Origin of the sequence: Polaromonas jejuensis NBRC 106434 (genome assembly GCF_001598235.1) — a bacterium.
In the GTDB taxonomy this organism is placed as follows: domain Bacteria; phylum Pseudomonadota; class Gammaproteobacteria; order Burkholderiales; family Burkholderiaceae_C; genus Polaromonas; species Polaromonas jejuensis.
Genome location: NZ_BCYO01000002.1, coordinates 169,840 through 182,925, shown reverse-complemented (window position 1 = coordinate 182,925; position 13,086 = coordinate 169,840). Strand labels below are relative to the sequence as shown.

12 protein-coding genes and 1 pseudogene are annotated in these 13,086 nt (G+C 64.8%); 3 read left to right on the top strand and 10 right to left on the bottom strand.

The features are described 5' to 3' along the window. Positions 1-54 precede the first annotated feature (54 nt). The 8 genes and pseudogenes from PJE01S_RS03300 to PJE01S_RS03260 form a co-directional block, all read right to left on the bottom strand. Entirely contained in the window at positions 55-858 is an 804-nt protein-coding gene (locus PJE01S_RS03300) for a polysaccharide deacetylase family protein (protein ID WP_068831723.1), read from the bottom strand. After that, positions 851-3,196: an MMPL family transporter gene (locus PJE01S_RS03295; protein ID WP_068831722.1), complete on the bottom strand. Its 2,346-nt coding sequence runs from the start codon at positions 3,194-3,196 to the stop codon at positions 851-853. The genes PJE01S_RS03300 and PJE01S_RS03295 overlap by 8 nt, the downstream gene beginning before the upstream one ends. Further along, positions 3,196-3,843 (bottom strand): LolA family protein, encoded by a 648-nt coding sequence (locus PJE01S_RS03290; RefSeq protein WP_068831721.1) that lies wholly within the window; start codon positions 3,841-3,843, stop codon positions 3,196-3,198. Before PJE01S_RS03290 ends, PJE01S_RS03295 begins: the two co-directional genes overlap by 1 nt. Before the next feature lie 3 nt (positions 3,844-3,846). After that, positions 3,847-4,818 (bottom strand): lysophospholipid acyltransferase family protein, encoded by a 972-nt coding sequence (locus PJE01S_RS03285; protein ID WP_068831720.1) that lies wholly within the window; start codon positions 4,816-4,818, stop codon positions 3,847-3,849. After that, positions 4,815-6,510 (bottom strand): annotated as a pseudogene (locus tag PJE01S_RS03275) (AMP-binding protein). Before PJE01S_RS03275 ends, PJE01S_RS03285 begins: the two are co-directional and overlap by 4 nt. Beyond that, entirely contained in the window at positions 6,507-7,187 is a 681-nt protein-coding gene (locus tag PJE01S_RS03270) for a COG4648 family protein (RefSeq protein ID WP_068831717.1), read from the bottom strand. The pseudogene PJE01S_RS03275 and the gene PJE01S_RS03270 overlap by 4 nt, the downstream one beginning before the upstream one ends. Beyond that, on the bottom strand, positions 7,184-7,480 hold the full coding sequence (locus PJE01S_RS03265; RefSeq protein WP_068831716.1) for a phosphopantetheine-binding protein: 297 nt from the start codon (positions 7,478-7,480) through the stop codon (positions 7,184-7,186). The genes PJE01S_RS03270 and PJE01S_RS03265 overlap by 4 nt, the downstream gene beginning before the upstream one ends. Positions 7,481-7,611: 131 nt before the next feature. Then, entirely contained in the window at positions 7,612-8,607 is a 996-nt protein-coding gene (locus tag PJE01S_RS03260) for an inositol monophosphatase family protein (protein ID WP_068831715.1), read from the bottom strand. Between the two features lie 157 nt (positions 8,608-8,764). Here PJE01S_RS03260 and PJE01S_RS03255 point away from each other — a divergent pair, with 157 nt between their 5' ends. Beyond that, positions 8,765-9,574, top strand: a complete 810-nt coding sequence (locus PJE01S_RS03255) for an RNA methyltransferase (protein WP_068831714.1) — start codon at positions 8,765-8,767, stop codon at positions 9,572-9,574. Positions 9,575-9,583: 9 nt separating this feature from the next. Continuing rightward, positions 9,584-10,363, top strand: coding sequence for a serine O-acetyltransferase (gene cysE, locus PJE01S_RS03250; RefSeq protein WP_068831713.1), 780 nt, complete (start codon positions 9,584-9,586; stop codon positions 10,361-10,363). 71 nt (positions 10,364-10,434) lie between these two features. Here cysE and mog read toward each other — a convergent pair whose 3' ends face one another. Beyond that, positions 10,435-11,052 (bottom strand): molybdopterin adenylyltransferase, encoded by a 618-nt coding sequence (gene mog / locus PJE01S_RS03245; protein WP_068831712.1) that lies wholly within the window; start codon positions 11,050-11,052, stop codon positions 10,435-10,437. Positions 11,053-11,054: 2 nt separating this feature from the next. Next, a complete protein-coding gene (yjgA, locus tag PJE01S_RS03240; protein ID WP_245660568.1) occupies positions 11,055-11,645 on the bottom strand; it encodes a ribosome biogenesis factor YjgA in 591 nt (196 codons plus the stop codon). Between the two features lie 25 nt (positions 11,646-11,670). Here yjgA and pmbA point away from each other — a divergent pair, with 25 nt between their 5' ends. Beyond that, the gene (gene pmbA / locus PJE01S_RS03235) at positions 11,671-13,080 is read left to right on the top strand and encodes a metalloprotease PmbA (protein WP_068831710.1); all 1,410 of its coding nucleotides are present in this window, start codon (positions 11,671-11,673) and stop codon (positions 13,078-13,080) included. The last annotated feature ends 6 nt before the right edge of the window (positions 13,081-13,086 follow it).

Here is a 13,086-nt window from a genome sequence, read left to right as displayed (position 1 = left end):
GTATGACCTTCGCGGCCTGCCGATGCCATGGCTCATGACCGGCCTGCCCGGTGCTCATGAAAGAGCCTGTCGCAAGGTCACGGTACGCAATCGGGCGGCCGCAGCGGACGCCAGCAGCTCGGGCAGCACTTCGAGAATGACCGGGCTGCCACGGTCGGTACGCGCGGCATGGCCATCGTGCAGCAGCAAAATGGCGCCCGCGCGCAGGCCCAGCAGCAGCTTGTGTTTAACGCGCCCGGCGTCGCCGACCCGGGTATCGAAACCGCGCGCCGACCAACTGGCCAGTAGCAGCCCGAGTCGATGAAGCACCGGGTCGAGAAAAGGGTTGCGCAAGCCGGCAGGGGCGCGAAAGAACTGGGGGCGCTGACCGGAAATCGTCGTCAGCGTGTCTTGTGCGGCTTGCACTTCACGCAGCATGGCGCGCGGGCCCATCAATGAAAAATGATGGCGATGCTGCTGGCTATGATTTTCCACGGCATGGCCGCGGCGCACGATTTCCCGGCATAAATCCGGGTAGCGTGCGACTTTTTCACCGATGCAGAAAAAGGTCGCCTTGGCCGCATACCGGTCCAGCAAATCCAGCACCTGCGGGGTGACGTCCGGATCGGGGCCATCATCAATGGTCAGCGCGATTTCATTTCTCGCCGTGGCGGCGGCGGGCAGCCGGGTCCAGTTCGGCCCCAGCCAGTGGCTGCGCGGCCAGAGGCCGATCGCCGCGATGAGCAGATGGTTGAGCACCACGGCGCCCAGCGCCCAGCGCCATTGGCCGGGAACTGCGATGACAGCCACCAGGGCCAGCATATGCAGCGCGGCAGATGCATATACCAAGGGTGTGGGCTGCCAGCGTGATTTACGCATCGGGATGAGGGGTGAAAATCGCTGAATACATCAGCGCCAGAATAACGCCAGGCGCCACGGTGACGCCCATGGCCTGCAGTATCGATACATTGGAAAACGCCAGCAGGCCAAAACCTGCAACAGTGGTGAGGTTGGCAAACAGCATGGACACCAGCGTGCGGGGCGAGATCGGCATGCCCGGATCCGGCCTGTCAAAGAACAGGGCGTAATTCGAGCCCACCGCGACCACCAGCAGCAAGCCCACCAGGTGCAGAATCATCAGCTGCTGGCCAAACACGGCCAATCCCGCCGTGACGGTGATGACGGAGGCCACAAGCGGCGAGATGACCCGCACCACGCGCAGGGGCGAGCGAAATACCAGTAGCAGCAGTCCGACAATGGCGAGCACGCCGCCGAGCGAGAGCAGGACGGCTTCACGCAGGTAGCCGGAATACAGATGATCCGACTCGGCCTTCATGTCGACAAACAGGACATCGGGCAGATGGGTGGCGCCTAGGGACGCCTGAAGACGGCTGGCATTGATGTTGCGGCCCTCGGGCGCGGTCAGCGGCAACAAGGCACGCCATTGCCGGCCTTGCTGAATGAGCAAGGCATCTATCGCCATGGCCATGGAGGTCTTTTCAAGGTCGGCTGCTTGCAGCAGGGGCTGGCTGCGGGCGGCGTCAACATCGGCCAGGAAGGGCTTGAACAGTGCTGCGCGTACCGGCAGGCCCTGAACCGCTGGTGCCAGCTGTGTTTCCAGCTGGGCCGGCGCAGGCAGGCTGGCCTGGCGTGCGCGCTGCGTCGCGATGCTGGGCAGGTAGCGGCTGGGGCTTTCAAATCCGGCGAGCTCGCCTTGGTCGACTTGCGCCTGCAGCAGTGCGGAAACCTGCTCGGAGGAGCGCAAAACCGCTTCCCGGCTCGGGCCCGAAACGACCACCAGATAACGCACATCGGGCGCCCCCATGTCGGCGCGCAGACGCTCGTCGAGCGCCACATCGGCCTGCGATACCGGGCTTAGGGAGGATATCCTGTCATCGAACAGGCTGGTGCGGTGCATGACCAGGATGGCGCAAGCCGCCAGCAACAGGATCGCGGCCGGCCAGCGCAGTGCGGTGGCGCGCTGCGTCAGTCGGGCCAGTACGCGGCCGATCGCCGAGACGTCATGGATGCGAAACTTTGCCGGCAGCAGATGCGGGAGCACGAAACGGGTCACGGTGGCGGCGCTGACCAGTCCGGCAATCGAATACAGGCCGAGTTGCGCCAGGCCCGGAAAGCCGGACATCAGCAAGGAGGCAAAGCCGAATATCGACGTCAGCACGCCGAGCCGGATGGTGGGCCAGAAGCGCTTGATCCAGTTCTGCCGGTCTGCATTGTCCTGATCGGATTGCACAAACAGATAGATGGAGTAGTCCACGGCTTCCCCGATCAGCGCGGTGCCAAATCCAAGCGTGATGCCGTGCACCGAGCCAAAGCCCAGGCTGACCGCTGCGATGCCCGCCAGAACGCCGCTGATGACGGGCAAATAGCCCAGGGCGAGTGCCGTGAGGGAGCGATAAACCAGCAGCAGCAAGGTCGCAATCAGCACGACGCTGATGAGGGACAGGCGGCTGACCTGGCTTTTGATGGTGTCGCGTGAAGTCACCGAAAACACACCGGGGCCGGTCATCAGCAATTTGGCCGCGGGCGTGGCGCCAGGCGCCGTTTCAAAGGCTTGCCGGATGGCCGCCATGGCGCGCTGCTGGGCATCGGTATCGGACCCTGCGGCGCGCGTTTGCGTCAGCAGCAAGGCGCGCTGGCCGTCGCGTGATGCCCAGGCGCCATCCACCAGCCTGGGGTGGCTGCCGCTGTCCAGTTGCTCGAGCAACTGCACCATTTCACCGGTCGGGTCGCGCGGCAGCAAGGACTTGACCAGCAGTCCGGCAGGCGAGGCGAGCAGATCGATGCTGTCGCTCAAGGCCGTGTGCAGGCCGTCTGCGCTGAAGCGTGCCGGTGTCACGGCAGGGCTCAACAGGTAGCGGTTGTTGAACAGGAAGGCGCGATCGCGCTCGGTGTTGACGGGTTCGCCATTGTTGACGCTGACAAAGGCCGGGTCGGCGCGCAGGCGCTGGGCGATTTGCCTGGACAGCGCGGCGCGGCTGGGCGCATCGGCACCTTCAATGCCCACGAGAATAAGGCGGGAGGCCAGGCCATCCCGCAGCTGATCCATCAGCAATTGCTGCTCGGGCGTGGGCGTACGCGGCAGAAACGCCGACAGGTCCGTGGTGAAGTGCGTACGGGCGATGATGGCGCCGCAGGCGAGCAAAAACGCCAGCCACAGCGAGATGGCCGTCATGCCGTGGCGGCGGATTGGCGTCATCACGGAGCCGCCAGCTTTTCGATGGTCATCAGGGAGCGGTCACCGTCGGCCTGGACGATTTCAATGCTGCGTACCTGGTCGCGCGCGCCAGCGATGCTGATGCGCTGTATGACGGCCAGCATTTTTTCATTCAGCGGCAGCAGTTGCAGGGTCCAGCGATCTGCCGTGCCCTCCAGGCTCAGGCGGTAGTTGCGTTCCAGCGCCTTGCGGTCGCCCGCCAGGGTGCCGCGAATGCTGTCGATGAAGGCCGCCAGTTCCGGGTAGGCCTGCAACTGCAGGCGATGTTTCTGGCGCCCGCGTTCTATGAGCAGCTCGCCGCCATTCACAACCATGGCTTCGGGCTTGGGCTTGAGCGTGCGTTTTTCCAGCCCGTCCGGTGCGGTGTAGAGCAGCTCTCCCGATGACTCGACGGGTTGCTCGAGCACGGCAATGTATTTTTTCTCCACGAAGGTGGCGTGGCCGGACTTGTTCTGTGCCAGCGCATCCATCAGCTGCTGGAGGTCCCAGGCGGCGAAGGCCGACTGGCTCAGCGTGGCCAGTGCCAGGCCGATGGTGAGTGCGGCGATGGCGGATGCCAGACGCTTCAGGCGATCCCGGGAAGATGCCCAGGGGCTGGCAGGTTTTGACGGGTGAAGGAAGAGCGTCATGGGTCAGGAGATTTCTGCAGAGTGTCTGCTTTTACGCGGCTCTGGGGCTCGCCAGAAGTCAAAGAAATTGAACCAGTTGTAGGGGGCGCTGTCACAGTATTGCGCCATCAGGGCCGCATAGCGCGTCATGGCCGCCTGCACCGCCTGTGCGCGGCCGCGCGGCGCCAGCTCCGAAAAGTCGGCGAGGGCTTCAAAGTGGATGTCATAGCGATTGCCGCCGCGGTACAGCCCGGTCATGAACAGCACCGGGCGTTTCAGGATCGCAGCCATCCGGAAGGGGCCTAGCGGCAACGCCGCCGTGTCGCCCAGAAACTCAACCGGGTGCGTGTCGTCATTTCCCAGCGAGCGGTCGCCCAGCATGCCAACGACGGTACCCTGGGCCAGCAGCTCATGCACCTGGATCATGGAGTCGACATGGCCGAGGGCAATGATGTCCTGCTGCGCATTCGGATTGATGGCGCCTAGCGCCGCATTGATCTTGCGCGCATTTTCCTCGTACATCACCATGGCCACGCGCAGGCCGGGCTGCTTGCGGCCGATGGCACGAAGCACCTCGAAACTTCCCAGATGGGCACCGATCAGGAACACACCCTGGCCATCGGCGACGATCTTGTCGATAAGCGCCTGGTTGTGAACGCGAATGTCGAACAGCTCGAAGCGGTCGTTGAGCAGATAGACCCGGTCATGGATTGCCGATGCAAAGCTCAGGAAATGCCGGAACAGATGTCGCCAGCCGACGGCGGCCGCCGATGGCATCCTGAGCACGCGGCGCAAGTAGCTGCGCGACATGCGGCGCGCCCTTGGAGCAAAGGCCAGAAAGTAGGCCGCAATCCCGTACAAGACGATGCGGCTCGCACGTCGACCCAGTTGCAGCGAAATCCAGGTCATGACGCGCAGCATGAAGACGTTGCTGCGTTCAGGATTTTGCTGCCATTCGGCGCTTCCGGGCGGTGTGGCGTTGCGCTCCGCTGTCATGGCGCCGGTGGAAATACCAGCGTGCCCGTGGCCACTTTGCGGCTGCCGCTGGAAATGTCGAAGCGCGTGCTGCCCGAGGCGGCGCTGCTCCAAGAAATGCGCAGTGTTTCGCCCGGCCCGACCGGGCTGAGGAATTTGGCCGCGCTGATCTGGCAGAGACCCTCCACGCCGTCTCCCGGTGCGCAGGCCTGCCGTGCCTGCCGCACGGCATGTACCGCAGCGTCGAGCAAGACCACCCCGGGCACGATGGGCGCGCCCGGAAAATGCCCGGCAAAGGCCGGGTGATCCGGCGCAATCAGGAGCGTGGCTTCACCGTGCATGGGCGGCCCCCTTATCGCCTTGGTGCTGATGCGCGTATGCCAGGGCCTTGAGCGCGTCTTGCGGCAATTTGCCGGTGCTGTTGCGTGGCAGTGCGTCCAGCATGACCAGCGGTCTGGGGATGAAAATCGCGTCAATACGCTCGCGCAGCGCGGCCAGCAGCATGGAGGCCTGCATGCCCGGGGCCACCGCAAAGGCCATCAGGCGCGTCACGTGGCCGCCGTCGCCTTCATCGGGCATGAAAAACGCGCCGTCTATCACGCCCGGCACCGCATTGAGCTGGTGGTTCAGATAGCCGAGCGAGCTGCGTTTGCCCGCGATGTTGATGAGGTCGGCGGTGCGGCCATGCAGCAGAAAGCGTTCGTCGCTGAGCAGCTCAAGCTCGTCACCCAGGGGCATGGCCTGCTCAAGATGAACACCCGATGCCCAGACCCGACCCTGCATGGCGCTGAGCCTGATGCCCGGAAAAAGTGTCCACTCGGCGGTTTGCGTCGTGCGGCGTGTGGCGATCTGCCCGGTCTCGGTCGAGCCGTAAATTTCAAGCAGCGGTGCCTGCAGGCGAGCCTCGACCGCCTGCGCCAGTTGGGGCGGCAGCGGTGCGGTCGCCGACAGCACGAGATCGGGCAGGGGAATGTCGAGGTCCGAGGCCAGCAATACCCTCAGGTGCACCGGGGTGGTGACCAGCATGCGCGGACGCGTGGCGGCCGCCAGTGCCGAGCAGATGTCGGCCGGGTAAAACGGATGCGCTGCGCTCAGCGTGGCACTGCTTTGCAGGGCCAGCAGCACGGAAGACTCAAAGCCAAACATGTGCTGCGGCGGCACCGTGGCCACGATGCTGTGCTGTCGCCCGTCCAGCAGGCCGAGACGGCCCGCTTCAGCGCGCACGCTGTGAACCAGCCCGCCCCAGCTTTTGCGGTGCGCCACGGGTGTGCCGGTCGAGCCCGAGGTGAATACGATGGCCGCGGTCCGTGCTGCGGGAATTTCCGGAATCTCAAGGCGGCCGGCCTGCATGCCGGCCGCAGCCGGCGCGCGCGCTGCGAGGGCATCCGCCCATGAAAACTGCGGGAGGTCTATGGTTTGCGGCTGGTCGGTCAGGCAAAACACGTCAGGTGCAAAGTCCTTGACCTGGCGCACCATCTCGGGCGTGAGCGTGGGAGGCAGCAGGCTGATCTTGTCGGCCAGCAAGGCGGCCGCCACGCCGACGGCAAACCGGTAGCGGTCGCCGCAGACGTTGAGCACATGCCGGCCCGCCGGCAGCGCCGCGGCGAGCTGCCTGACGTCGGCCAGGAAGTGCGCCACCGTCACAGGCTGGTCGTGGACGCAGGCCAGGACCTCTTGCGCATGGCGATGCGTGATGAGTGGGAAGGTGGTCATGGCGTGTGGCGGGGCCGCGCCTTGCCCTCTGAAGATGCCTGGCGGTAGGCCTGAATCGCTTCCAGCGGCCCGGCCCGGTCGGCTGGCGGCAGCAGGCAGCAGCGCGCGGCATATTCCCCCGCGAACATCAGCACCAGCAGGGGAATGCCCAGCAGGTAGGCAAACGCCGACCAGATGCCAATCGGGGCCAGCCAGAACAGCAACAGCGAAAGCCCGGCAATGCCGCCGAAATACAAAACCCAGGCCCAGGTGGCAGAGCGGGTGTAACGAACGAGCGCGGGCGAGAGGCTGCCGTGCACGATGCGGGCAAAACGCGAAATCATCGGCGTCTGGCCGTTCTGCAGGGTTTGGCCGAAAGTGGCGCAAAGCAGTGAATAGGTGCCGGCATGCTCCAGCAGGAAAACCCAGTGGTAATGGGCGATCAGCCAGCCCTTGATGGCGTAGAGCACGGTGCAGCCCGCCAGCCACAGGCCCAGCATGAGCGCGCGCCGGTCCGAGCGCCATGCGATCAGAAAGGCCAGCACCAGCATGGGCGCCATGGCGACCAGGGCGCCGGGCAGACTGTGCACGGCCGACGCGGCCGCCAGATGGGAGAGCAGCGCGTAGCCTATGCCCAGACCGATGAGGCCGCCCCAACGACAGGCCTGGGTTAACCGTGTCGTCAGTCCGGCTTTCACTTGGTTCGCTGGGCGGCGATATGGTCGCTCAGGCTGCGCAGCGAGTGAAAGATGGCGTGGTTGTCTTCGTGGTCGGCGCGCAGCTGCAGGCCGTAGCGCTTGGAGACCACCAGCGCAATTTCAAGAATGTCGATGGAGTCCAGGCCCAGTCCGTCGCCATACAGGGGTTCGTCAGCCTGCACCTCGGCGGCAGCGACTTCCAGGTTCAGGGCGCTGACCACCAGTTCGGCGACTTCGGATAGCAGGGCCGCATCAGCCGGTGTGGATGATGCTTGCGCGGTCAATTCGGACATGGGAGATGATTGATCAGTGTGGGGGAGGGCAGATTGCCGAGGCCCCGGCGCCAGGGCGTCGGGGTGCTGATTTTAGCTGAAACGCCTCTGGGGCCAGCCCAGGCGGCGGCCGAACGGCGCCGGTGGCGGCTTTAGAACGGTGCGTCTGGCGCGCCGGAATCGGCGGCCGGCTGGGCCTTGATTTTGCGGGCCTTGAGCGTGGCTTTTTCAGCCACGACGGAGGCCGGGCCTTCGCTGCCTTCGGTGTTGTTTTCTGCGCCGGCCGGCTCCGCCCTGGCGTCCTGCAAAGCCTGGCGTACCGTGGCCTTGTCGCCCGCGCCGGCAAACTTGCTGTATTTGGCGAGCGTCGCCACCAGCTGGCCGTAAATGCGCGGGTTGGCGGCCACGCATTCGCCGTGGTCCATGAAGTCGGCCTCGCCGGTGAAGTTGCCGATCAGGCCGCCGGCCTCGGTCACCAGCAGCGAGCCCGCCGCCACGTCCCAGGGCTTGAGGCCGGATTCAAAGAAGCCGTCACTGTTGCCAGCGGCCACATGGGCCAGGTCCAGGGCGGCGGCGCCGGGTCGGCGCACGCCGGCGCACTGGCTCATGACTTCGCCGAGCATGTTGAGATAGGGTTTGAGCTTGTCGCCGGGGCGGTAGGGGAAACCGGTGGAAATCAGGGTTTCCTGCAAGCGCGTGCGCTTGGCCACGCGGATGCGGCGGTCGTTGACATAGGCGCCGCGGCCCTTGCTGGCGCTGTAAATGTCGTTGCGGTTGGGGTCGTACACCACGGCCTGCTCGACCTTGCCGCGCACGGCCAGCGCAATGCTGACGCAGTAAAACGGAAAGCCGTGTATGAAGTTGGTGGTGCCGTCCAGCGGGTCGATGATCCACACGAACTCGGAGTCCTTGGCGCCATGCTCGCTGCCGGATTCCTCGGCCAGAATGCCGTGGCCGGGGTAGGCGGTCAGCAGGGTTTCGATGATTGCGGCTTCAGCGTTTTGGTCCACTTCCGTGACGAAATCGTTGGTCTGCTTGACCGAAACGCGGACCGCTTCGACGTCAAGTGCCGCGCGGTTGATGATGGCGCCGGCGGCGCGCGCAGCCTTGATGGCCACGTTGAGCATGGGGTGTAGATTGCTGGACATAAATTGTAAGAAAGAGCGGGCAGAAAACTGCGATCAGGACTGCGACCCGGTAACCGGGGCAGGCGACAATAGCGGCATTTTACCGGCTTCGCCCCAACATTGTCCGCGCAGGCTCCGAAACTTGGGGCTTTCTCTGGTGGCGGGGCCCGCTTTACCCATGAAAACCCGTTTTGTCCTGATCAACACCAGCCACGCCGGCAACGTGGGCGCCACCGCCCGCGCCATGAAAGTCATGGGCTTTGACGACCTGGTGCTGGTGGCGCCGCGCTGGGCCAATGTGCTGAACCGCGAGGAAACCATACAGCGGGCCAGCGGCGCGCTGGATGTGCTCAAAAACGCCCGCATCGTGGCCACGCTCGATGAGGCGCTCGATGGCATGGCGCATCTGTGTGCCACGGCCATGACGCCGCGCGACTTTGGCCCGCCCACGCGCGCGCCGCGTGCGCATTTCGCTGATTTGCTATCAAAAAAAGAGCGTGATGCGGAGTCTGGGCAAGGGCTGAGGCCCGATTCGGTGGCTTTTTTATTTGGCTCCGAGCGTTTTGGCATGCAAAACGAGGATGTCTACCGCTGCCATGTGGCCTTGAGCATTCCGACCGATCCGAAGTTTGGCTCGCTCAACCTCGGCGCGGCGGTGCAGCTGATTGCCTACGACTGGCGCCAGGCGCTGGGCGGCTTTGCGGTGCAGTCCGCCACTCCCGAACCCCAATTGGCCGATGCCGCCGCGGTGGCCGGCATGCTCAGGCATTGGGAAGAGGCGCTCACCGATATCGGCTTTCTGGACCCGGCCTCGCCCAAAAAACTCATGCCGCGCCTGAACCAGCTGTTTAACCGCGCCCAGCTCAGTCCCGAAGAAATCCACATCCTGCGCGGCGTGGCCAAGGCCATGTCCAAGAGCGCATTGAATAAGGCCATGCCGGATGCGGACAAAACGACCCGCTCAGCAGACACGCCAGCCGCCCAGTAGACTTGCCGCATGTTTTCCAGACTACGCTCCGACATCCAGTGCATTCTTGACCGCGACCCCGCCGCCCGCACCCGCTGGGAGGTGCTGACCTGCTATCCCGGCCTGCATGCGGTGGTCTTGCACCGCCGGGCCCACTGGTGCTGGAACCACGGCTTCAAGTGGCTGGGCCGCTTTGTCTCCCATCTGACGCGCGGCTTCACCGGCATTGAAATCCATCCCGGCGCCAAACTCGGCGAGCGCGTGTTTTTCGACCATGCCATGGGGGTCGTCGTCGGCGAAACCGCCGAAATCGGCGACGACTGCACGATTTACCAGGGCGTGACCTTGGGCGGCACCGCGCTCTACAAGGGCGCCAAGCGCCACCCGACCCTCGGGCGGGGCGTGGTGGTCGGCGCCGGCGCGCAGGTGCTGGGCGGCTTTGTCGTGGGCGATGGCGCCAAGATCGGCTCCAACGCCGTGGTGGTCAAGCCGGTGCCGGCAGGCGCCACCGCGGTGGGCAACCCGGCCCGTGTGATCCAGGCCGATGCCGACGTGAAGCGCGAGCTGGCCGCCAGCCAGATGGGTTTTTCGGCCTACGGCGTCACGCAGAACGACGACCCGCTGTCGCAGGCCATGCGCGGCCTGATCGACAACGCCGCCGGCCAGGAGCATCAGATTGCCATGCTCTGGCAGGCGATTGAAAAACTGGCCGGCTTGCCAGCGGCCCAGAGCCGGGATTGCGTGCCCAAGGACGCCGCCTTGCAGGAGACCTTTGAGGCCGCCAAGCTGAACCAGCTGGTGGGCAAGTAGCCGGCACGGCGACCAGTATGCTATTAATTTAATAGCTGTTGACGACCTTTTCGTAAGGGCTACAGGCTGTTTTATGGGGTTTTCGGGGCGCGAATCGCGCTCTTGGGCCGAAACGCCTTGCAGACTTCGTCGTGCGTTTCGAGGTAAGGCCCGCCAATCAGGTCTATGCAGTAGGGCACCGCCGCGAAAATGCCGGGCACGACGGATTCACCGGCTTCATTCTTCAGCCCTTCCAGGGTTTCCTGGATCGCCTTGGGCTGGCCGGGCAGGTTGAGGATCAGGCTTTGCTCGCGAATCACCGCGCACTGGCGCGACAGAATCGCCGTCGGCACGAACTTCAGGCTGATCTGCCGCATCTGCTCGCCAAACCCGGGCATTTCCTTGTGCGCCACGGCCAGCGTGGCTTCGGGCGTCACGTCGCGCAGCGCCGGGCCGGTGCCGCCGGTGGTCAGCACCAGTGCGCAGCCGGCGTCCACCAGCTCGATCAGCGTGGCGCTGATGCGGTCCTGCTCGTCGGGAATCAGGCGTTCCTCAAAGGCGATGGGGTTGCGCAGCGCGCGCGTCAGCCAGTCCTTGAGGGCCGGCAGGCCTTTGTCGACGTAGACACCAGTGGAAGCGCGGTCGCTGACCGAGACGATGCCTATCCTGACCGCGTCAAGGGTGGCGCTGGAGGCGGCGTTGTCTGCCATGCTCAGGCGTCCTGCTCGGGCGACAGCGCCTGCTTGATCAGCTGGAACATCTCGCGGTAGGACTTGCCGTGGCGCGGCGCTTCGCCGGCCTTCTCGGGCTTGGCGTCCTTGCGCGCCTGGCGGATCAGCGCGCGCAGTTGCTGCGAATCGGTATCCGGGTGTTCGGTGAGCCAGTGACCCAGGGCCTCGTCGTCGGCGATCAGCTTGTCGCGCCACTGCTCGGCCAGGTGCAGCATCAGCGTGAGGTCGGCCGAACCATTGAGCTGTTCGTCGATGGCGGCACGGATGGGCTCGGGATCCAGCGGGCGCATCAGCTTGCCGATGAACTGCATCTGACGGCGTTTGCCCTCGAAATTGGTGATCTTTTTGGCGTCGGCAATCGCATCGCGCAGCTTGTCGGGCAGGTCCAGGCGCGCCATCAGGTCGGCGCGCAGGGTCAGCAGCGCTTCGCCGAGCGCCTGTTTTTCATCGGCCTCGGCCTTGAGTTGGGTTTTACTGGGCGGGCCGACTTCTTCCAAAGCAATTTCTTCGGGTTTGACGAATCGGCCGTTGGACCAGTAGCCCTTAATAGGCTTGGGAGTCTTGTTGTTCATAGCAGTCAGTATCATAGCTACCCATATGACCCAAAAACCCTCTGACCGTTCATCCCGCGGCGCTTCCCGCACGAAAACCAGCCAACCCGAGGCCGGTTTCAGCTACCAGCGGGACTTTTTCGAAGACCTGGTCGACACCGCGCTCGGCCACGCCAAAAAGCTGGGCGCCACCGATGCCGCAGCGGAAGCCTCGGAAGGCTGCGGCCTGTCGGTCAGCGTGCGCAAGGGCGAGCTTGAAAACGTGGAGCGCAACCGCGACAAGTCGCTGGGCATCACGGTGTATGTGGGCAAAAAACGCGGCAATGCGGCCACCAGCGATTTCTCCAAGGCGGCCATCAAGCAGACCGTAAAGGCGGCCTACGACATCGCCCGCTTCACGGCCGAGGATGAAACCTCCGGCCTGCCCGACGACCGCGACATCGCCCGTGAGCACCCGGCGCTGGACCTGTTCCATCCCTGGGCCATTACCTCGGAAGAGGCTGCGCAGTTGGCGCTGCAATGCGAAGCCGCGGCGCTGGAGACCAGCCGCCTGATCACCAACAGCGAAGGCGCCGGCGTGTCGGCCCAGCAAAGCCATTTTTTCAGCGCCCATACCAAGGGCTTTCGCGGCGGCTATGCCAGTTCGCGCCACAGCATTTCGGTGGCGCCGATTGCCGGCAAGGGCGACCAGATGCAGCGCGATGCCTGGTACAGCTCCATGCGCGACGCCGCGGAGCTGGCCCGCCCCGAAGCCGTGGGCCGGTATGCCGCCGAACGGGCGCTGGCGCGCCTGAAAAGCCGCAAGATTCCCACCGTTCAGTGCCCGGTGCTGTTTGAGTCCCCGCTGGCCGCCGGCCTGCTGGGCGCTTTTGTGCAGGCCGTCAGCGGCGGTGCGCTGTACCGCAAGAGCACGTTTTTGCTGGACAGCCTGGGCAAGGCCGCCTTCCCCGGGCACATCGACGTTTATGAAGACCCGCACCTGCTCAAGGGCAAGGGCAGCGCGCCGTTTGACGAGGAAGGCGTGATCACCAGCGCGCGAAAGGTGGTGGACGCCGGCCTCGTGCAGGGCTATTTCCTGAGCACTTATTCGGCCCGCAAGCTGGGCATGCGCACCACCGGCAATGCCGGCGGCTCACACAACCTCACGCTCACCAGCCGCCACACGCGTGCCGATGATGATCTGGACGCCATGCTGCGCATGCTGGGCCGCGGCCTGTTTGTGACGGAGCTGATGGGGCAGGGCGTGAACTACGTGACCGGCGACTACTCGCGCGGCGCCTCCGGCTTCTGGGTCGAAAACGGCCGCATCGCCTTTCCGGTGGAAGAAATCACCATTGCCGGCAACCTCAAGGACATGCTGATGGGCATAGAAGCCGTGGGGGCCGACGCCTACAACTACGGCGCCAAAACCGTGGGCTCCATCCTGATCAATCGCATGAAGGTGGCGGGCAGCTGATCGCGT

Coding starts and splice junctions, on each gene's coding strand:
- PJE01S_RS03300 (WP_068831723.1), bottom strand. CDS start 858: ATGCGTAAATCACGCTGGCAGCCCACACCCTTGGTATATGCATCTGCC.
- PJE01S_RS03295 (WP_068831722.1), bottom strand. CDS start 3,196: ATGACGCCAATCCGCCGCCACGGCATGACGGCCATCTCGCTGTGGCTG.
- PJE01S_RS03290 (WP_068831721.1), bottom strand. CDS start 3,843: ATGACGCTCTTCCTTCACCCGTCAAAACCTGCCAGCCCCTGGGCATCT.
- PJE01S_RS03285 (WP_068831720.1), bottom strand. CDS start 4,818: ATGACAGCGGAGCGCAACGCCACACCGCCCGGAAGCGCCGAATGGCAG.
- PJE01S_RS03265 (WP_068831716.1), bottom strand. CDS start 7,480: ATGTCCGAATTGACCGCGCAAGCATCATCCACACCGGCTGATGCGGCC.
- PJE01S_RS03260 (WP_068831715.1), bottom strand. CDS start 8,607: ATGTCCAGCAATCTACACCCCATGCTCAACGTGGCCATCAAGGCTGCG.
- PJE01S_RS03255 (WP_068831714.1), top strand. CDS start 8,765: ATGAAAACCCGTTTTGTCCTGATCAACACCAGCCACGCCGGCAACGTG.
- cysE (WP_068831713.1), top strand. CDS start 9,584: ATGTTTTCCAGACTACGCTCCGACATCCAGTGCATTCTTGACCGCGAC.
- mog (WP_068831712.1), bottom strand. CDS start 11,052: ATGGCAGACAACGCCGCCTCCAGCGCCACCCTTGACGCGGTCAGGATA.
- yjgA (WP_245660568.1), bottom strand. CDS start 11,645: ATGAACAACAAGACTCCCAAGCCTATTAAGGGCTACTGGTCCAACGGC.
- pmbA (WP_068831710.1), top strand. CDS start 11,671: ATGACCCAAAAACCCTCTGACCGTTCATCCCGCGGCGCTTCCCGCACG.